The organism is Acinetobacter sp. WU_MDCI_Abxe161 (genome assembly GCF_025514355.1).
Taxonomy (GTDB): domain Bacteria; phylum Pseudomonadota; class Gammaproteobacteria; order Pseudomonadales; family Moraxellaceae; genus Acinetobacter; species Acinetobacter pittii_E.
The window spans coordinates 19,770-37,835 of sequence record NZ_JAHPTU010000005.1 but is presented as its reverse complement, the minus strand read 5'-3'; the positions used below and the strand labels follow the sequence as shown (position 1 = coordinate 37,835).

Annotated in this window: 20 protein-coding genes and 1 pseudogene; 14 read left to right on the top strand and 7 right to left on the bottom strand. The window is 38.8% G+C overall.

What is annotated here, in order from left to right; translation table 11 throughout:
* Window positions 1-19 precede the first annotated feature (19 nt).
* From rapZ to yjgA, 3 genes are read left to right on the top strand one after another with little or no spacing between them, the layout of a single operon-like run.
* Window positions 20-871, top strand: coding sequence for an RNase adapter RapZ (rapZ, locus tag KTI78_RS07090; RefSeq protein ID WP_002117179.1), 852 nt, complete (start codon window positions 20-22; stop codon window positions 869-871).
* Entirely contained in the window at window positions 868-1,137 is a 270-nt protein-coding gene (locus tag KTI78_RS07085) for an HPr family phosphocarrier protein (RefSeq protein ID WP_000567533.1), read from the top strand. Before rapZ ends, KTI78_RS07085 begins: the two co-directional genes overlap by 4 nt.
* A 2-nt stretch (window positions 1,138-1,139) precedes the next feature.
* Window positions 1,140-1,676 carry a ribosome biogenesis factor YjgA gene (yjgA, locus tag KTI78_RS07080; RefSeq protein ID WP_016142178.1) on the top strand — a complete coding sequence of 179 codons (537 nt, stop codon included), beginning with the start codon at window positions 1,140-1,142 and terminating at the stop codon, window positions 1,674-1,676.
* A gap of 48 nt (window positions 1,677-1,724) precedes the next feature.
* On the opposite strand, the gene KTI78_RS07075 is transcribed toward yjgA, so the two are convergent.
* Window positions 1,725-3,362 carry an acyl-CoA synthetase gene (locus tag KTI78_RS07075; protein ID WP_262445637.1) on the bottom strand — a complete coding sequence of 546 codons (1,638 nt, stop codon included), beginning with the start codon at window positions 3,360-3,362 and terminating at the stop codon, window positions 1,725-1,727.
* A 393-nt stretch (window positions 3,363-3,755) separates the two neighbouring features.
* Here KTI78_RS07075 and thrS point away from each other — a divergent pair, with 393 nt between their 5' ends.
* The 4 genes from thrS (at window position 3,756) to KTI78_RS07055 (ending at window position 7,569) form a co-directional block, all read left to right on the top strand.
* A complete protein-coding gene (gene thrS, locus KTI78_RS07070; protein ID WP_016144362.1) occupies window positions 3,756-5,678 on the top strand; it encodes a threonine--tRNA ligase in 1,923 nt (640 codons plus the stop codon).
* Window positions 5,679-5,683: 5 nt separating this feature from the next.
* Complete coding sequence (gene infC, locus KTI78_RS07065; protein WP_075383312.1) at window positions 5,684-6,235, top strand: translation initiation factor IF-3; 552 nt, start codon at window positions 5,684-5,686, stop codon at window positions 6,233-6,235.
* A 228-nt stretch (window positions 6,236-6,463) separates the two neighbouring features.
* Entirely contained in the window at window positions 6,464-7,084 is a 621-nt protein-coding gene (locus KTI78_RS07060) for a glutathione S-transferase N-terminal domain-containing protein (protein WP_262445635.1), read from the top strand.
* A gap of 56 nt (window positions 7,085-7,140) precedes the next feature.
* On the top strand, window positions 7,141-7,569 hold the full coding sequence (locus KTI78_RS07055; protein ID WP_262445634.1) for a YqaA family protein: 429 nt from the start codon (window positions 7,141-7,143) through the stop codon (window positions 7,567-7,569).
* A 40-nt stretch (window positions 7,570-7,609) separates the two neighbouring features.
* Here the strand turns inward: KTI78_RS07055 and nreB are convergent, their stop codons facing one another.
* Complete coding sequence (gene nreB, locus KTI78_RS07050) at window positions 7,610-8,860, bottom strand: nickel resistance MFS transporter NreB (protein WP_224992261.1); 1,251 nt, start codon at window positions 8,858-8,860, stop codon at window positions 7,610-7,612.
* Window positions 8,861-8,898: 38 nt separating this feature from the next.
* Here nreB and KTI78_RS07045 point away from each other — a divergent pair.
* The 3 genes and pseudogenes from KTI78_RS07045 (at window position 8,899) to rplT (ending at window position 9,665) form a co-directional block, all read left to right on the top strand.
* Window positions 8,899-9,088 (top strand): annotated as a pseudogene (locus KTI78_RS07045) (hypothetical protein).
* Window positions 9,089-9,099: 11 nt separating this feature from the next.
* On the top strand, window positions 9,100-9,294 hold the full coding sequence (rpmI, locus tag KTI78_RS07040) for a 50S ribosomal protein L35 (protein ID WP_002054552.1): 195 nt from the start codon (window positions 9,100-9,102) through the stop codon (window positions 9,292-9,294).
* A gap of 11 nt (window positions 9,295-9,305) precedes the next feature.
* Window positions 9,306-9,665, top strand: a complete 360-nt coding sequence (rplT, locus tag KTI78_RS07035; protein WP_000124858.1) for a 50S ribosomal protein L20 — start codon at window positions 9,306-9,308, stop codon at window positions 9,663-9,665.
* A gap of 28 nt (window positions 9,666-9,693) precedes the next feature.
* On the opposite strand, the gene KTI78_RS07030 is transcribed toward rplT, so the two are convergent.
* Together KTI78_RS07030 and KTI78_RS07025 are read right to left on the bottom strand one after the other, a co-directional pair.
* Complete coding sequence (locus tag KTI78_RS07030; protein ID WP_224992260.1) at window positions 9,694-10,308, bottom strand: hypothetical protein; 615 nt, start codon at window positions 10,306-10,308, stop codon at window positions 9,694-9,696.
* A 12-nt stretch (window positions 10,309-10,320) separates the two neighbouring features.
* On the bottom strand, window positions 10,321-11,313 hold the full coding sequence (locus KTI78_RS07025) for a hypothetical protein (protein ID WP_262445762.1): 993 nt from the start codon (window positions 11,311-11,313) through the stop codon (window positions 10,321-10,323).
* 158 nt (window positions 11,314-11,471) lie between these two features.
* Here KTI78_RS07025 and pheS point away from each other — a divergent pair, with 158 nt between their 5' ends.
* The 3 genes from pheS to KTI78_RS07010 are packed head-to-tail and all read left to right on the top strand — an operon-like array spanning window position 11,472 to window position 15,159.
* Window positions 11,472-12,452, top strand: coding sequence for a phenylalanine--tRNA ligase subunit alpha (gene pheS / locus KTI78_RS07020; protein ID WP_002117277.1), 981 nt, complete (start codon window positions 11,472-11,474; stop codon window positions 12,450-12,452).
* 32 nt (window positions 12,453-12,484) lie between these two features.
* Window positions 12,485-14,866 (top strand): phenylalanine--tRNA ligase subunit beta, encoded by a 2,382-nt coding sequence (gene pheT, locus KTI78_RS07015; protein ID WP_262445633.1) that lies wholly within the window; start codon window positions 12,485-12,487, stop codon window positions 14,864-14,866.
* Window positions 14,863-15,159: an integration host factor subunit alpha gene (locus tag KTI78_RS07010; RefSeq protein ID WP_000126166.1), complete on the top strand. Its 297-nt coding sequence runs from the start codon at window positions 14,863-14,865 to the stop codon at window positions 15,157-15,159. Before pheT ends, KTI78_RS07010 begins: the two co-directional genes overlap by 4 nt.
* 148 nt (window positions 15,160-15,307) lie before the next feature.
* On the opposite strand, the gene KTI78_RS07005 is transcribed toward KTI78_RS07010, so the two are convergent.
* Window positions 15,308-15,550, bottom strand: a complete 243-nt coding sequence (locus KTI78_RS07005; RefSeq protein ID WP_017387628.1) for a hypothetical protein — start codon at window positions 15,548-15,550, stop codon at window positions 15,308-15,310.
* A gap of 94 nt (window positions 15,551-15,644) precedes the next feature.
* On the opposite strand from KTI78_RS07005, the gene KTI78_RS07000 reads away from it, so the two are divergent.
* Complete coding sequence (locus KTI78_RS07000) at window positions 15,645-15,770, top strand: hypothetical protein (protein ID WP_262445632.1); 126 nt, start codon at window positions 15,645-15,647, stop codon at window positions 15,768-15,770.
* Window positions 15,771-15,960: 190 nt separating this feature from the next.
* Here KTI78_RS07000 and rho read toward each other — a convergent pair whose 3' ends face one another.
* On the bottom strand, window positions 15,961-17,229 hold the full coding sequence (gene rho, locus KTI78_RS06995) for a transcription termination factor Rho (protein WP_002117304.1): 1,269 nt from the start codon (window positions 17,227-17,229) through the stop codon (window positions 15,961-15,963).
* Window positions 17,230-17,551: 322 nt separating this feature from the next.
* Complete coding sequence (gene trxA / locus KTI78_RS06990) at window positions 17,552-17,878, bottom strand: thioredoxin (RefSeq protein ID WP_016142169.1); 327 nt, start codon at window positions 17,876-17,878, stop codon at window positions 17,552-17,554.
* Window positions 17,879-18,066: the final 188 nt, after the last annotated feature.

The window sequence follows — 18,066 nt, the reverse complement described above, 5'->3', positions numbered from 1 at the left end:
ATCAAAGGACAGCCATGCCATGAAGCGTATACTTATCGTGACAGGACAGTCTGGTTCAGGAAAATCTTCAGCTCTCCAAGTGTTAGAAGATTTGGGCTATTACTGTATTGATAATTTGCCTTTGGCATTGCTGCCTGAAATTGTGGCAAAGCTAGATCATGAAAATAACCTAGAGCAATTGGCATTAGGTGTGGATGTTCGAAGTACTCGTGCAGACATGCAAGAGTTTGATCATGTTTTTGAGCAACTACAAAAACATGGCACGGTTGATGTGATTTATCTGACTACCCAAGATCAGGATTTGATTGCACGTTTTAGTGCATCGCGTCGTCCACATCCATTGGCCAATCGTTTTAAAAGTCTGTTGCAATGTATCCATGAAGAAAAGCAGTTGCTGCTCCCAATCCAGTTCCGTGCCACGGTTCATATTGATACAACAGATAAAAGTGTTCATGATTTAAAGCATATTTTACTGTCTAAATTAGGGCAGTCAGATAAGCTTATTGTCATATTGCAGTCATTTGGATATAAACATGGCATTCCTTTAGATGCTGATTATGTTTTTGATGTACGGCATTTACCAAATCCGCATTGGGATTTAGAATTAAGACGTTTTTCTGGTTTGGATGAGCCAGTAAGGCTATTTTTAGAAGCAAGTCCGCAAGCAAACGAAATGTTTGACGATATTCTTCACTTCTTAAAAAAATGGCTTCCAGCATTTGCTGAAGGACATCGTCACTATATGACGATTTCTATTGGTTGCACTGGGGGTCAACATCGTTCCGTTTATATCGTAGATAGACTAAAACAAGCACTTGAGGCAGAATGGTCTGTTCAGGTCTTACACAGAGAAATGAAGCACTGGTCATGATAGACACAACTGTTGATGTAATTAATAAACTCGGTTTACATGCTCGTGCATCAGGAAAACTGATAGAGGTCACTACAAAATTTCGTTCGTCGATCCAAATTGGAAAAGGCGATCATTTAGTAGATGCAAAAAATATTATGTCTTTGCTGATGTTAGGTGCAGGTAAAGGGACCACTTTGCGATTGGTCATTGATGGTACCGACGAAGAACAGGCATTAAATGAAGTACAGGCGTTATTCGCCGCAAAATTTTATGAGGCAGATTAATCGTGGCACGTCGTCCCCAACGTTATACTGAAGAAGATTTTGGCTCTTTAGAAGGACGTGCAAGTAAGACAGAACAGAAAAAAGCAGTTCAACGTATGGCTGCTTTAGGCGAGCAGTTAGCACAACTTTCTATTAAACAGATTCAAAAACTCCCAGTAGATGAACGTTTAATTGATGCGTTAATGGAAGTACAGAACATTAGTTCTTTTGAAGCTCGTCGTCGTCAGTTTCAACGTATTGGTAAATTATTGCGCAATGAAGATGAGACCGTTATTTTGTCTTATTTAACTCCGCAGCAAGGCGCAAAAAAGCAGGCTCAATTGATGCGTTGGGTTGATCGTATGATCGAACAAGGCGATCCTGCAATTAATGAATTTAGCAAAATTTATAATGCCTCAGAGCGTCACACATTGCGTCAGCATGTGTTGAGAATCAAGCGTGATAAAAGTCAAGAAGTGAGTGAAGCAGAGCTTGAAGCGTCAAAAGGTAAATTTGTTAACTATGTGCAACAAATTGCCCTATTGTCTGATCAAGGCTAATTGCTCTTCAATAGTAAAAAAGCGACGCCTTGAGCGTCGCTTTTTTATTTATATATTTTCAGCTCGTTCTTTTGCCCATTCGCGCAAAATGAATTTCTGTAATTTACCTGTCGATGTTTTTGGAATTTCAGTAATAACCACATCTTTAGGTACTTTAAAGCGCGCTAACTCTTTTTGGCAATGTGCAATAATTTCTTCAGGTGTTGCCGTAGCACCCATCTTTAACTCAATAAACGCACAGGGTACTTCTTGCCAACGCGCATCGGGTTTAGCAACAACTGCAGCGGTTAAAACAGCAGGATGTTTATATAAAACATCTTCTACTTCTAAAGATGAAATATTTTCTCCACCAGAAATAATGATGTCTTTTGAACGATCAGTAATTTTTGCATAACCATCTGGATGACAAACGGCTAAGTCGCCAGTATGGAACCATCCACCTGCAAATGCTTCTTGAGTTGCTTGAGGATTCTTTAAATAACCTTTCATGACAATATTGCCACGGAACATAATTTCTCCCATGGTTTGTCCATCATTCGGGACAGGCTGCATTGTTTCGGGATCTAACACACGCATACTATCTTGTAATGGGTAGGGTACGCCTTGGCGCGAATGAAGCTGGGCTTGTTCAGCAATTGATAGCTCATTCCATCCAGATTGCGAAGCACATAAAGCAGAAGGCCCATAAGTTTCTGTTAGACCATATACGTGGTTTACGTTAATCCCCATGTTGCGCATGCCTTCAATAATGGCAACAGGAGGAGCTGCTCCAGCCACCATAACTTCAACATGATGATCAAAGCTAGTTTGTTTTTCTTTAGGTAAGTTAAGAATCATGGAAAGAACAATAGGTGCACCACAGAAATAATCAACTTTATGTACGGCAATCAATTGCATGGCTAATTCTGGATCGACTTTGCGTAAACAAATATTAGTTCCACCACTTGCTGCTATGCTCCATGCAAAACACCAGCCATTACAATGAAAGAGCGGCAGTGTCCATAAGTACACAGCACGCGGTTTCATTCCACAAGCGAGAATATTACTTGCAGCATTAAGATAAGCCCCACGATGATGATAGACCACACCTTTAGGATTGCCTGTAGTTCCTGAGGTGTAATTTAAGCTAATCGCATCCCATTCATCTTCTGGTAAATGCCAAGAGAAGTTAATGTCGCCTTGAGCGATCCATTCTTCATATTCAAAAGAACCTAAAAACTGGTTTTCACCTTCGTATTCTGTATCAGCTACATCAATCACAATAATGTGTTGGTTTGGAATCAGTGAGAGGGCTTCTCTTGCCAAATTTACAAATTCAGGGTCAACCAACAGTACTTTACTTTCTGCATGTTCCAACATGAAAGCGATTGTTTTTGCATCTAAACGTGTATTGAGGGTGTTGAGTACCGCACCAGCCATAGGAACTGCAAAATGCGCTTCAATCATGGCTGGAATATTTGGCAATAAGACAGATACAGTATCATTTTTTTCAATTCCCAATTGCTTGAGCTGAGATGCAAATTGGCAACAACGTTGGTAGGTTTCTTTCCATGAAATTTGGCGCTTACCATGAATAATCGAAGCTTGATCTGGATAAATATAAGCTGCACGCTCTAAGTAGCGTAGAGGTGATAACGCAACAAAGTTTGCCGGTGTACGCGGTAACTCATCATAAGCACTAACCATGTGAAACAACTCCGTGTTCTATTTTTAATTCATTCTTTGAAAATATGATTTAATATTCATCAAAGCATTTATGCTTTAGTCTTAAAGGGCGATACCTTCCAGTCAAAAAATGAGCAAAAATGCTATTTTCTTCATCTTAAACCACTTGTGCTAAATATATTTAAAAATCGCCCCAATATATTTTTTAAGTCATTTATTGCTGTTTACCTGATAAGCAAAATGTATTTATGATTTTATGGGCTCAAAGGTTTTCACATTGCTTGAACAAGTGTAAAATCTTTCAGGTTTTTTAACTTTGATTTACACCGTTTTTATATTTTGAGGTTCGCCTCGATCATAATCTCGCGGTGAAATGCTCCTTCGTATAGGGCATCACTCCTTAAGGATTTTTTTATGCCAATTATCACATTGCCAAATGGCGATCAAAAGAGTTTTGATCACGCTGTATCTGTTATGGAAGTTGCCCAAAGTATCGGGCCTGGTCTAGCAAAAAATACTGTTGCTGGCCGTGTAAATGATCGCTTAGTTGATGCATGTGACTTAATTACCGAAGATTCGACCTTACAAATTATCACTCCAAAAGATGAGGAAGGTCTTGAAATTATTCGCCATTCTTGTGCACACCTTGTAGGGCATGCTGTTAAACAGCTTTTCCCTGAAGCCAAGATGGTGATTGGTCCAGTCATTGAAGAAGGTTTTTACTACGACATCTGGATGCCACGTCCTTTTACATTAGACGATATGGCAGCTATCGAAGAGCGCATGAAAAAGCTCATCGATCAAGATTATGATGTCGTTAAAAAAATGACACCACGTGATGAAGTTATTGCTGAATTTACTGCGCGTGGCGAAGAATATAAATTACGCTTGATTGCAGACATGCCTGAAGAAACACAAATGGGCTTGTACTACCATCAAGATTATTTGGATATGTGTCGTGGTCCACACGTACCGAATACCAAATTCTTAAAATCATTCAAGCTCACTAAAATCTCTGGTGCATACTGGCGTGGTGATGCGAAGAATGAACAGCTTCAACGTATTTATGGTACAGCTTGGGCAGACAAGAAACAGCTCGCTGCCTACATCAAACGTATCGAAGAAGCTGAAAAGCGTGACCATCGTAAAATTGGTAAAGCTTTAGACTTGTTCCATATGCAAGAAGAAGCACCGGGTATGGTGTTCTGGCATCCAAATGGCTGGACTATTTACCAAGTACTTGAACAATACATGCGTAAAGTTCAGCAAGACAATGGTTACCTTGAGATTAAGACACCACAAATCGTAGACTTTACATTGTGGGAAAAATCAGGTCATGCGGCGAACTACGCAGACAACATGTTTACGACTCATTCTGAAAATCGTAACTATGCGGTTAAGCCAATGAACTGCCCATGTCACGTGCAAGTTTTTAACCAAGGTTTGAAGTCTTACCGTGATTTACCAATTCGTTTGGCTGAGTTCGGTTCTTGTCATCGTAACGAACCATCAGGTTCTTTACACGGTATTATGCGTGTACGTGGCTTTACACAAGATGACGCCCATATCTTCTGTACTAAAGAACAGATCGGTCAGGAAGTTGCAGACTTTATTAAACTGACTTTAGATGTTTATAAAGATTTTGGCTTTGAAGAAGTGCAAATGAAACTTTCTACACGTCCAGAAAAACGTGTGGGTGATGATGCGCTTTGGGATATGGCTGAAAAATCTTTAGCAGATGCTTTAGATGCAGCGGGTCTAGAATGGGAATTACAACCAGGCGAAGGCGCGTTCTATGGTCCGAAAATTGAATTCTCATTGAAAGACTGTCTCGGACGTGTATGGCAATGTGGTACTATTCAGTGTGACTTCAACTTACCAGAACGTTTAGATGCGTCTTATGTGACTGAAGACAATGATCGTGATCAGCCTGTAATGTTGCATCGTGCAATTCTTGGCAGTTTTGAGCGTTTTATTGGTATACTAATTGAACACTACGCTGGTTTCATGCCACCTTGGTTGTCGCCGTTACAAGCTTGTGTCATGAATATTACGGATTCTCAAGCTGAAGCTTGTGAGAACGTCGTAGCAAAACTCAAAGAAAATGGCCTTCGTGCTATTTCTGACTTGAGAAATGAAAAAATCGGATTTAAGATTCGTGAGCGTACTCTAGAGCGTATTCCTTACCTGTTAGTTCTTGGTGACCGAGAGGTTGAAGAAGGTACAGTGAATGTGCGTACCCGCTCAGGAAAAAATTTAGGTACTATGTCAGTAGATGCATTCATTGACTTAGTGAAGTCTGCCGTCGCCGAACGTGGCCGGTATATTGTGGAGTAAGAAAGATTAAACAGCCTGACCGTAACCAACAACAAGGTGCAAAAAGCAACCGTCCAGCAATTAACGACGAGATCCGTGCAAAAGAAGTACGCCTCGTTGGTGCTGACGGTGAGCAAAAAGGAATTGTTTCATTAAATGAAGCACTGCGCGCTGCTGAAGAGGCAGATCTTGACCTCGTTGAGATCGTTGCAAACGCCGAGCCGCCTGTTTGTAAAATTATGGATTACAACAAGCACTTGTTTGACCTTAAGCAGAAGCAAAAAGATGCGAAGAAAAAACAGCATCAAGTGCAAGTGAAGGAAATCAAACTGCGCCCTGCAACTGATGTTGGTGATTATCAAGTTAAGCTTCGTGCTATTTTGAAATTCCTTGAAGAAGGAAACAAAGTGAAAATCACTTTACGTTTCCGTGGTCGTGAAATGGCTCACCAACAACTTGGCTTAGCTCAATTACAAAAGATTGAAGCTGATGTTGCTGAGTTTGGGGTTGTGGAACAAGCACCTAAAATGGAAGGCCGTCAAATGGGTATGTTACTTGGACCGAAAAAGAAAAAGTAATACTCAAAAAAAGCACTGCAAAAGCAGTGCTTTTTTATATCCTTATCATAATAAAAAAAGATGATTTAACTTTTATCTATTCAGTTTGATTTAAGACAGTTGCTATATTTTGAAAGAAATTCAATTCTTGAATTTTATGTATTTTTTAGTGTTGGAAATCTCATCGTCCCTCTTAAAACATGCTATAACGCAAGACGCAGTCATGATAACGATGAATAGGAAAATAGAATGATTGATCTATATTATTGGGGAACTCCCAATGGACATAAAATCACAATTGCCTTAGAAGAAATGGGACTGGATTACACTCTTTACCCAATCAATATTTTAGAAAATGATCAATTTCAACCAGATTTTCTGAGAATTTCTCCCAATAATAAAATTCCTGCGATTGTTGACCAAGATGGACCTCGTGGTGAGCCAATTTCAATATTTGAATCAGGCGCTATCTTGCAATATTTAGGTCGGAAAACTGGATTATTTTATCCAACTGATGAGCAAGAGCGAGTTGAAGTTGAACAATGGCTCATGTGGCAAATGGGTGGACTAGGACCTATGCTTGGGCAGAATCATCATTTCAATCGTTTTGCCCCAGAAAAAATCCCATACGCGATCGACCGTTATGTAAATGAGACTAAACGTTTATATGGCGTATTAAACAAACAGCTTATTGGTCAGAAGTTTGTTGCTGGTGAATACTCGATTGCTGACATGGCAATTTTACCTTGGATCTTGCGCTATGAATGGCAGGGTATTCAATTAGAAGATTATCCTTATGTACAAGAATATGTTGTACGTTTAACGGCACGTCCTGCGGTACAAAAAGCATTGTCTATTAAAGTAGTCTAATTTTTGTGTGGATTTAATAAATGTTTAAAGCAAAAAAATATTTGGTGTAATGAGTTGTGCTAAGTTACTTTTTGCTGTTCTTGAGCGCTTTTGGCGCAGCGACATTGTTGCCTTTGCAGTCCGAAGCGTTCTTGGCAACCTTGTTGCTAAAAGATCAACATTCGGCTGTGCTATTAATAAGTGTTGCTACTCTAGGTAATGTGTTAGGTTCTTGCGTAAATTGGTGGCTAGGCTTAAAAATAGAGCAATTTAAACATCGTAAGTGGTTTCCTGTTTCTGAAAAGCGTTTAGAACAAGCTCAACACTTTTATCATAAGTATGGTTTTTATTCGCTGCTTTTAAGTTGGACACCTGTGATTGGAGACCCAATTACTTTAGTTGCGGGTTTACTCAAAGAAAATTTTTGGCGTTTTTTAATTATCGTTTTGATTGCTAAAGCGGGGCGCTATATCTTTATTTATTGGGTAATTACAGATTTTATTTAAAATAAAAGCATCCGAAGATGCTTAAATTAAAACGAATTTATTAGTCTTCTGAGCTTTTTGTAATATCGACTTTAAATAAATCATTGGTTTTTAGCCAACAGAAAGTAACGACGACTAAAGTCATACAACCACCAAAAATAGTTGCTGTAATCGTTCCCAAATATTTTGCTGCCAAACCTGACTCAAATGCACCAAGCTCATTACTTGATGAGACAAACATCCCGTTTACAGCAGCAACGCGACCACGCATATTTTCTGGCGGGAAAATTTGCAAAATAGTTTGTCTAACCACAACTGAAATACTGTCACAAGCGCCCGTCATTGCCAGTGCAAATAGAGACAACCACATATTTTTCGAGAAAGCGAATAAAATAGTGAATACTCCAAAACCAGCTACGGCAAGTAACATGTTACGCCATGCATGCTGAGTTGGTGGGAAGCGAGTCAAAGCAATCATAGTAACGAGAGCGCCAATAGAGGGTGCAGCACGCAAATATCCAAGTCCTTCTGGACCAACTTTTAAGATATCTTCTGCAAAAATTGGTAGTAATGCGATGACCCCACCAAATAAAACAGAAGCTAAATCAAGAGAAATCGCCCAAAGAACAATTTTAGTTTTCCAGATAAAGCGGAAACCATCCCCTAAACTCTCTAAAACATTTGCAGTTTCAATTTTAGGAAAACTACGCTTATGCAGTAAATTAATTAATATAAAACAAATGCCCAGTAACGTAGCAACACTAAATAGGCTTGTTTCTCGGCCTAAATAGGCCAGCATAAAACCACCAAGCATAGGCCCAATAATTACACCACTTTGCCAACCAATTGTCGTCCATGTTGCTCCGTTTGCATACAGTTCACGGGGAATTAAAAATGGCTTTAAAGACGTTGCAGAAGGATTATAAAAACCACGAATTGTACCCAAACCAAAGATGACTGCATAAATCCCCCATGAAAGGAAATTTACGCTGATATGACCTAAACCATGCAGATGGAACAGTGACCACAGCACTAAAGGAAGAGGAACCGAGAAAAATAAACAGATCTTCATAATAATCTGTTTATTAAACCTATCTGCAAAATAGCCACCCCAAAGGGAAAGAGCAATAAAAGGAATGGCTTCTGCAAGTCCGATTAAACCTAGAGTCAGTGGGTCTTTGGTGATTTGATATAGTGAATAGGCAACAATAATTTCTTGAATCAGAATTGCTAATGTTAAGCAAAATTGATTAATGGTAACAATTGAGAAATCTCTATAGCGTAAGGCGGCAAATGCATCATGTTTCTGCATTGGGAATATCGTATGTTGATAATTTGATCGTATTATAAATGGAAAAAAGTATAGGTGCTTTATTTATTATTGATATGGCTGCCATAGTTGAAATCGAGAAAGTCTTTCTTTGCACTCATAAAAACAGTAACTAATAGTTTTAATTTTAGTCAGTATGCTATAAAATACGCGCTTCCTTACCTGCAGGTCGATTTTGCAATGGTGCAATCGCGCCGAACAGGTGCCTAAAAGAGGTTACTATGGCTAAGTTAAAAACTCGCCGTGGTGCAGCTAAACGCTTCAAAGCGACTGCAAACGGTTTTAAGCGTAAACAAGCGTTCAAGCGCCACATCTTGACCAAAAAATCTGCTAAACGTATCCGTCAATTACGCGGCTGTGTAATGGTTCATGTTTCTGACATGAATTCAGTTCGTCGTATGTGCCCATACATCTAAGGAGATTATAAATGGCTCGTGTAAAACGTGGTGTAGTGGCTCATCGTCGTCACAAAAAAATTCTTGCTCGCGCTAAAGGTTACTATGGCGCTCGTTCACGCGTTTACCGCGTAGCGTTCCAAGCGGTAATCAAAGCTGGTCAATACGCTTACCGTGACCGCCGTCAAAAGAAACGTCAATTCCGTGCTCTATGGATTGCGCGTATCAATGCTGGTGCTCGTCAAAACGGTTTGTCTTACAGCCGTATGATCGATGGCTTGAAAAAAGCTCAAGTGATCATCGACCGTCGCGTATTAGCTGACATCGCTATGCATGATGCAGTAGCATTTGCTGCTTTAGCTGAAAAAGCTAAAGGCGCATTAGCTGCATAAGCTTAGAGATTCAAAGAAAGACCGCTTTTTAGCGGTCTTTTTTATTATCAGGAATATTATATTTTTCAGATAGTGTCGTAGACAGCTCTTGTACTCTAGAATTAGCTTGTGTGCATTGTTGCTTTAAGTCTATATTGATGGCATTTAAAGCGGTATTTGTTAATTCGTTCTGAAAATATTGCATACATATTTGATTACGTTCTAAATAAAGTTTCTTTAAAGATAGGCCTTGTTCTGTTTTAATGTCTAACTGCGCTAGATTTGTATTATCTTCTTTTAATAGACTAATTCTCATTTCATTAAGTTCTTGTTTAAGTTTTTTTGTTTTATCCAATTGCTTTTGTAATAATTCAAAATTTTCTTTTATTAATTGTGTTTTATTATTAAGTGGTGAAAATATAAAATCGTTAATCTTGGAGTTATTTTCAGACCATTGTTGAGCTAAGGCTGAATACTTGGGGTGCTCTTGATTTTCAATGGACTTTAATTGCTTTAATTCTTGTTGAATCTGACTCAGTGTAAATTCTATTACAGGGAAATTAACGGAACTTTTTTCTTGGTTTGAAATACTTTGTTGTGCGTATGCGTTAATGGAACATAATGCAATGAGCGTTAGGAGTAATCTTTTATATATCATTTTCATATATTCCTGTGGTTAAAGCCCAAAATAATAAGCCAAAGCACAAATAATAATGGTTAAAATAATGAGTTTAATAACGCCTGAACCAGTGCCTTTATGGTGGTGAGATTTCAAATGTTGTGGATTTTCATTTGATTGCTCAAATGGAGATGACTTAACTACAGATACCATCTGTGCAGTCTGATAATGGTTGGCAACTTTTACAATAAGCTTGGCAAATAAATCATCAGTTTTTTGTGTAAAGTTTCTTAAATTGATGAGTTGCTCTTGATCTAGTTCTTCTCCTAAAGGATCGTTTGCAAGGCGTTTTTTTTGTTCTAAATAATCAGCTAATGCTTGTGTACGGGACAAAAGTTGATGGGCATAATCTGCGGGATAACTCTCAGGAATTAGGGCAAGTTTTGGCTCTAAGCTTTTAATATTTGTTCCATCAAAAAGAATATTTTGAAGTTCTGGTTCCTCAAAGCCTGTCGCATATTTGCTATGGAATAACTCACTCTCCATAAAGTCGGCTATTTCTTGCCATGGTGGATTTTTTAGATCAGCTTCAATTTTTTTTGATAATTTCTCATTTAATTCAAAACGCCAGAATGTCTCTAGGCGTAATTCACAGGTTTGTGAGGAAGGAGCTTCGAACTCGTTATCATTGTTATACCATTCGGCAAGTTCATGGCCAAAAATCCATGCAAACTTCTTATCATTTTGATGACTCACAATAAAATGAGTATAGGGTAAGAGTTCGACGTTACTGTTTGGATTTTGCTCTTCATTGAGAAGGCTTGATAAATGTAAGCTAAGCTTGAGGGTGCCTTGTTTTTTTAATGCTTCTAGCCAAACTTGGAAATGTTGAGCCAATAAATGCTGTGAAGTTAAGTCACGAAACTGAAAACTATGATGGTCGAAAATATGATGTTGTCGCCATTGGTTAAAGCTTAAATTCTGACGGAGGTATTCATTACCATATGTCACAAGCGTAAGTTGTTGTTTCCAAATCTGATTAAGCGCCATAATAGTTGATCTCATTGACGATGCTATTATCTTATACGTTTTATCTTTTTGTTGCCTAATACATTTTTCATGATGGATAAACTTCATCAATTCGATGAAAAACTGTTAGAATGCAGTGTTTTATTATATTTTTTAAATTTGTTGCTTTGAGAGTTAATATGTCACTGGAAGCCCTGACCACAGAAGCGCTTGCTGCCATTGCAGCAGCTCAAGACCTTGTTGCACTTGATCAGGTACGTGTGCAATTTACAGGGAAAAAAAGCCAGCTTGCAGAACAATCGAAAGCATTAGGGAAAATGGACCCTGAAGAACGCAAAGTACAAGGTGCTGCGATTCATGCTGTTCGAGAAACAATTAATACTGCATTAACAGAACGTCAAGCGGCATTACAACAGGCAGCACTTGCACAAAAGCTAGCAAGTGAAACGATTGATATTACATTGCCGGGCCGTGGTCAACGTATTGGTACAGTCCATCCTGTTACTCAGGTACAAGAGCGAATTTGTCAGTTCTTCACTAAAGCTGGCTTTACTGTTGCGACTGGTCCAGAAGTTGAAGATGACTATCACAATTTTGAAGCATTAAATATTCCTGGTCACCATCCAGCACGTGCGATGCACGATACATTCTACTTTGATGCTACTCACTTACTACGTACGCATACCTCTGGGGTGCAGATTCGTACAATGGAAACAAGTGAGCCACCGATTCGTATCGTATGTCCAGGCCGTGTTTACCGTTGTGATTCAGATCAAACGCATTCGCCAATGTTCCATCAGATTGAAGGTTTATACGTTGCTGAGAACACGAGCTTTGCTGAATTAAAAGGTTTATTGATTAACCTGCTTAATGAATTTTTTGAAAAAGATTTAAAGGTTCGTTTCCGTCCATCTTATTTCCCATTTACTGAGCCAAGTGCAGAAGTAGATATTATGGATGAACGTGGCCGTTGGTTAGAGGTTTTAGGCTGTGGCATGGTACATCCAAATGTATTACGTGCTGCGGGTATTGATCCTGATAAATACAAAGGCTTTGCTTTTGGTTTAGGGGTAGAGCGTTTTGCAATGTTGCGTTATGGCATTAATGACTTACGTATGTTCTACCAAAATGATGTGCGTTTCTTACGCCAATTTGCCTAACAGTTTTTCAGGATTAAAAAAGGTTTATAAAGATGAAGATTAGCGAAAATTGGCTACGTACGTGGGTTAACCCAGCAATTGATAGCGAGACATTGTCTGATCAGTTGACTATGCTTGGTCTTGAAGTGGATGAGCTTGCGCCTGTTGCAAAGCCATTTACTGGTGTCGTGGTTGGTGAAGTTTTAACAGTTGAGCAGCATCCAGATGCAGATCGTTTGCGTGTAACAACAGTGAATATTGGTTCAGGTGAGCCTTTACAAATCGTATGTGGTGCACCGAATGTTCGTGCTGGCATGAAAGCTCCAGTTGCAATGATTGGTGCTGTATTACCCGGCGATTTTAAAATCAAAAAAGGTAAACTTCGCGGAGTTGAGTCACAAGGCATGCTTTGTGGGGCTTCGGAAATTGATCTTGAAGATAAAATTGATGGTTTGCTTGAGTTACCTGCCGATGCTCCGGTAGGGGTAAACATTCGTGAATATCTAAAACTTGATGATAACGTTATCGATATCAGTATTACACCAAACCGTGGTGATTGTTTCAGTATTCGTGGAATTGCACGTGAAATTGCAGTGATTAACCAACTGCAAACGAATGAGCCTGAAATCAAATCGGTTGATGCGACAATCACTGATGAGAAAAAAGTAGTAATTAGCACAGATGGTGCTCCACGCTACTTAGGACGTGTAGTTAAAAACGTTAATGTAAAAGCTGCAACACCAGAGTGGATGGAACAGGCTTTAGCACGTTCAGGAATTCGTACTCATAGTATTTTAGTTGATGTAACCAACTACGTCCTCATGGAATTGGGTCAACCAATGCATGCTTTCGATCTAGCTAAAATCGAAGGAACTGTACATGTTCGTCAAGCTAAGCCACAGGAAAAATTACAGCTTTTAAATGATCAAGAAATTGGATTACAAGAAGATATAATGGTTATTGCTGATGACCAGAAAGCTTTGGCAATTGCCGGAATTATGGGTGGTCTAGCATCTAGTGTAACCGATGATACAACTGACATTTTCTTAGAAAGTGCTTTCTTTGCGCCACTTGCTATTGCTGGACGTGCTCGCCGTTTTGGTTTACACACAGATTCTTCGCAGCGTTATGAACGCGGTGTGGATTTTGAATTACCGTTAATTGCAATGAATCGTGCTTCTCAGCTTATTCAAGAATTGGCGGGCGGTGAGTTTGGCCCAATTACTGTAGCTGAAAAAACTGATCTACTTCCTAAACGTGAAGCAATTGACCTTAAGCAGGCTCAGGTAGACCAATTATTAGGATATCAAGTTGCGGGTGAGTTCATTGCGGATGCTTTAGTTCGATTAGGCTGTAAAGTAACTGTTAAAGCTGAAGGGGAGTGGAGTGTAGTCCCTCCATCACATCGCTATGATATGGCTATTTATCAAGACCTAATTGAAGAAGTAGCGCGTATTGATGGTTATGACAATATCCAAATTAGTTTACCAACTATGGATGTTAAATTAGCTAAATACCAAGACCGCTTTGAAATTGCAGAGTTACGTCAAACTATCGTAAGTTTGGGTTATCAAGAAGCAATTAGCTTTAGCTTTGCCGATGCAAAACTTGAAAAGCAATTAAACCCACAAGTAAATCCATTAATGCTAGCAAATCCAATTTCAAGTGATTTGGCTGCGATGCGTAGTACTTTGCTTTCAAGTTTAATTCCTTGCGTACAATATAATATTAACCGTCAGCAAAGCCGTGTTCGCTTCTTTGAATTAGGGCTACGTTTTGATTATCAAAATGCTAAAAGTATTGAAGATCTAAAGCAGATTCCAACTTTAGCTTTGGTTGCAGTAGGTTCACAACAACCTGAATCTTGGCATGTTAAGCCGCAGCCAATGGATTTCTTCGACTTCAAAGGAGAGATTGAGGAGATTTTAGCTGCTGGTCGTGTCAAAGTTGAATATGTGCGTTCAGAGCGTACATGGTTGCATCCAGGACAGTCTGCTGAAATTTTAGTTGATGGACAATCAATTGGTTACTTAGGCCGTCTGCATCCATCTTTAGAAAATGAGCTAGATTTGAGCACAACTTGGGTTGCTGAACTTGATCAAACTGCCGTTTTGCAATCTTATGTATCTAATTTTACAGAATTATCACGTTTTCCTTCGATCAGACGTGATATTGCGCTTTTAATCTCTGATAATATAAATGTTAGAGATATTCAGCAGTTAATCGAAAAAACTGGTGGAGAGCTTTTAGACTCTACATGGTTATTCGATGTGTATACGGGGCAGGGTGTCGAAGAAGGTAAACGCTCATTAGCGTTTGCTTTATTATGGCAACATCCTTCACGTACGCTTGAAGATGCTGAAATTAAATCTGGTATGGACAATATAATCCACGTGTTGGAAAACACTTATCAAGCGACATTGAGGGCCTCATGACAGCATTAACTAAAGCAGACATGGCTGATCATTTAAGTGAGTTAACCAGCTTAAATCGCCGTGAAGCAAAACAAATGGTCGAGTTGTTCTTCGACGAAATTAGCCAAGCGCTTATTGCAGGAGAGCAAGTTAAGCTTTCTGGTTTTGGTAATTTCGAATTAAGAGATAAACGCGAACGTCCTGGACGTAATCCTAAAACAGGCGAGGAAATTCCGATTTCTGCGCGCCGTGTGGTTACTTTCAGAGCGGGTCAGAAGTTTAGACAACGCGTTGGAAATGAGCAGATCGATTGATCTGCTTTTTTTTATATTTATATTTTTGATAGCTTTATATAATTTTATTTGGCCGCAATATAGGGCTATTTAATATTGGAAAATCAAAAATTAGACGTAAAAAAAAGAGGACAAAATGTCCTCTTTTTTATCTAATCTAGAATATAGATTAGTGTGCAGCAGAAGCAGCAGCAACGTCAGAAGCAGCAGCAGCAACGTCAGAAGCAGCAGCAGCAGTTTCAGAAGCAGCAGCGTCAACAGCTACAGCAGCTTCAGAAGCAGCAGCAGTAGCTTCAGAAGCAGCAGCTACAGCTTCAGAAGCAGCAGCAGGAGCTTCTTCTTTCTTAGAACAACCAACGAAAGCTAAAGTAGCAGCAACAGCAGCAGCAACAGCGAATTTTTTGAATAACATGGCATCACTCTCACAAAAAAGATTTGAGATTAAAAAAACCTAAGTTGGACTGTTTTGCTTTTATTATTCCTAAAACGTAGCTAGGTAACAACGCATGGAGCAGTCTAACTGGTCTGCCGCTATGCTATCACTGCAAATGTCGAAATACTACTGTCGCTTGTCAAAAAAACGTATGAAAAAGAGAAAAATAGACTGTTTTTTAACAGAAAAAAACAATTAACTGACTACTATATATTGGAAAAGGTAGAGATAAGTTACTAAAAAGAATCAACTTTTTTATATAAAAATATTTATTATCAAAAGCTTATAAATAATTTTACATAAAAATCAACGAAATGTATTTTTGTGTAAAGCTTGTCAACCAAATAAAAAACCACTCAAAAGAGTGGCTTTTATTAAGGTTTGATCAATTAAGTTGAAGCTTTACGTTTCATTTGATCAAAGAAATCATCGTTTGTTTTAGTTTCTTTCATACGGTCAAGTAAGAACTCCATTGCTGCCAACTCATCCATAGGATGGAGGAGCTTGCGAAGAATCCATACTTTACGTAATTTGTCTTCATCCATTAAACGTTCTTCACGACGGGTGCCAGACTTTTTGATATTCATGGCAGGGAAGACACGTTTTTCAGCAATACGGCGATCAAGCGTAATCTCTTGGTTACCTGTACCTTTGAATTCTTCATAAATGACGTCATCCATTTTACTGCCTGTTTCAATCAAAGCAGTTGAGATGATCGTGAGTGAACCGCCTTCTTCAATATTACGTGCAGCACCGAAGAAACGCTTAGGACGTTCTAATGCATGAGCATCCACACCACCCGTTAACACTTTACCTGATGACGGGATAACGGTGTTGTAAGCACGTGCAAGACGGGTAATAGAGTCAAGAAGAATCACAACATCTTTTTTATGTTCAACAAGACGTTTAGCTTTTTCAATAACCATTTCTGCAACTTGTACATGGCGAGCTGGAGCTTCATCAAATGTTGAGGCAATAACTTCACCGCGAACAGTACGTTCCATTTCAGTTACTTCTTCTGGTCGTTCATCAATGAGTAAAACGATCAGAAATACTTCTGGATTGTTTCTAACAATCGATTGAGCAATATTTTGAAGTAACATTGTTTTACCCGCTTTTGGCGGTGCAACAATAATAGAACGTTGGCCTTTACCAATTGGCGCAACTAAATCAACAACACGAGCAGTTAAATCTTCTGTCGTACCATTACCTAATTCCATAACCAATTGTTCGGTTGGGAAAAGGGGGGTTAAGTTTTCAAATAAAATTTTATTTCGAGAATTTTCTGGCGTGTCGTAGTTAATCTGATTAACTTTGAGCAACGCAAAATAACGCTCACCTTCTTTTGGAGGGCGAATAGTACCTGTGATGGTATCACCTGTACGCAAGTTAAAGCGTCGGATTTGTGAAGGACTCACATAAATATCATCCGGACCTGCTAAATACGAACCTGCGGCAGAGCGCAAAAAACCAAAACCATCAGAGAGAATTTCGAGAACGCCATCACCAAAAATTTCTTCGCCATTCATCGCATGGCGTTTCAAAATGGCAAAGATAATATCTTGCTTTCTGTTACGAGCCATACCTTCCAGGCCCATAAATTCAGCAATTTTAATTAGTTCGCCGATTGGTTTTTTCTTGAGTTCAGTTAAATTCATAAGGGTCAGAATTAGGAAAGAGTAGAGTGTGGTTTAAAAAGAAGAAAAATCGCTCGCATACAAAAAAGATTATCGCAATTGTATTTACACAATAACAATTCAGAAGTCTGATTAATTGTTTCGAAGAGAAATGTGAAAAAACAATTTCTGTTGCCGAGTGGCGATCTTTATGTTTGTGTCTTGTAAGAAGCCGGACGAAGATGATTCCCTTCAGTGCCTCTTGAGCATGCAATATAAGCCAGCCTAGCTAATTTGTCAATTTATAGCCGAAAAAAATACGCTATAAAAAAGTATAGCGTATTTTCTTTTTTAGCATTTTGACTTAAACGTTTTCATCAATAAAGCTAACAAGTTTAGAGCGAGGTACAGCACCAATTTGTTGAGCTACAACTTCACCATTTTTGAAAAGTAATAAAGCAGGAATATTGCGGATGTTGTATTTCACTGCAGTATCTTCGCAAGAAGTCACGTCAACTTTAACAATTTTTACTTTACCAGCATATTCGCTTGATAAGTCTTCAAGAACAGGTGCGATCGCTTTACAAGGTGCACACCATCCTGCCCAGAAGTCTACAAGTACAGGTGTTTCAGAATCTAAAACATCTGCTTGGAAGTTATCATCAGTTGTATTTACAATAGTCGCAGACATGGTACGGCTCCAATTTTTAGAAAAAAGTGCTATTACAGGAGAAAATTATCTCTATCAGTATTACATAGCTACTTAGTTCAATGTAAGGGTTTGATGCTATTATTCAAGGCTTATCTAATTTTGTCTAATGGATGCTCACGATATTCATCATCGACTTGTACAATCAACTTATAAATAGAAAAATTTAA

Excerpts from the sequence above, each read along its gene's own strand:
- rplT (WP_000124858.1), top strand. The coding sequence starts at position 9,306 with ATGGCTCGTGTAAAACGTGGTGTAGTGGCTCATCGTCGTCACAAAAAA.
- nreB (WP_224992261.1), bottom strand. The coding sequence starts at position 8,860 with ATGCAGAAACATGATGCATTTGCCGCCTTACGCTATAGAGATTTCTCA.
- pheS (WP_002117277.1), top strand. The coding sequence starts at position 11,472 with ATGTCACTGGAAGCCCTGACCACAGAAGCGCTTGCTGCCATTGCAGCA.
- trxA (WP_016142169.1), bottom strand. The coding sequence starts at position 17,878 with ATGTCTGCGACTATTGTAAATACAACTGATGATAACTTCCAAGCAGAT.
- KTI78_RS07025 (WP_262445762.1), bottom strand. The coding sequence starts at position 11,313 with ATGGCGCTTAATCAGATTTGGAAACAACAACTTACGCTTGTGACATAT.
- KTI78_RS07075 (WP_262445637.1), bottom strand. The coding sequence starts at position 3,362 with ATGGTTAGTGCTTATGATGAGTTACCGCGTACACCGGCAAACTTTGTT.
- KTI78_RS07000 (WP_262445632.1), top strand. The coding sequence starts at position 15,645 with ATGGAGCAGTCTAACTGGTCTGCCGCTATGCTATCACTGCAAATGTCG.
- pheT (WP_262445633.1), top strand. The coding sequence starts at position 12,485 with ATGAAGATTAGCGAAAATTGGCTACGTACGTGGGTTAACCCAGCAATT.
- rpmI (WP_002054552.1), top strand. The coding sequence starts at position 9,100 with ATGGCTAAGTTAAAAACTCGCCGTGGTGCAGCTAAACGCTTCAAAGCG.
- KTI78_RS07030 (WP_224992260.1), bottom strand. The coding sequence starts at position 10,308 with ATGAAAATGATATATAAAAGATTACTCCTAACGCTCATTGCATTATGT.
- KTI78_RS07085 (WP_000567533.1), top strand. The coding sequence starts at position 868 with ATGATAGACACAACTGTTGATGTAATTAATAAACTCGGTTTACATGCT.
- rho (WP_002117304.1), bottom strand. The coding sequence starts at position 17,229 with ATGAATTTAACTGAACTCAAGAAAAAACCAATCGGCGAACTAATTAAA.
- KTI78_RS07060 (WP_262445635.1), top strand. The coding sequence starts at position 6,464 with ATGATTGATCTATATTATTGGGGAACTCCCAATGGACATAAAATCACA.
- KTI78_RS07005 (WP_017387628.1), bottom strand. The coding sequence starts at position 15,550 with ATGTTATTCAAAAAATTCGCTGTTGCTGCTGCTGTTGCTGCTACTTTA.
- KTI78_RS07010 (WP_000126166.1), top strand. The coding sequence starts at position 14,863 with ATGACAGCATTAACTAAAGCAGACATGGCTGATCATTTAAGTGAGTTA.
- thrS (WP_016144362.1), top strand. The coding sequence starts at position 3,756 with ATGCCAATTATCACATTGCCAAATGGCGATCAAAAGAGTTTTGATCAC.
- rapZ (WP_002117179.1), top strand. The coding sequence starts at position 20 with ATGAAGCGTATACTTATCGTGACAGGACAGTCTGGTTCAGGAAAATCT.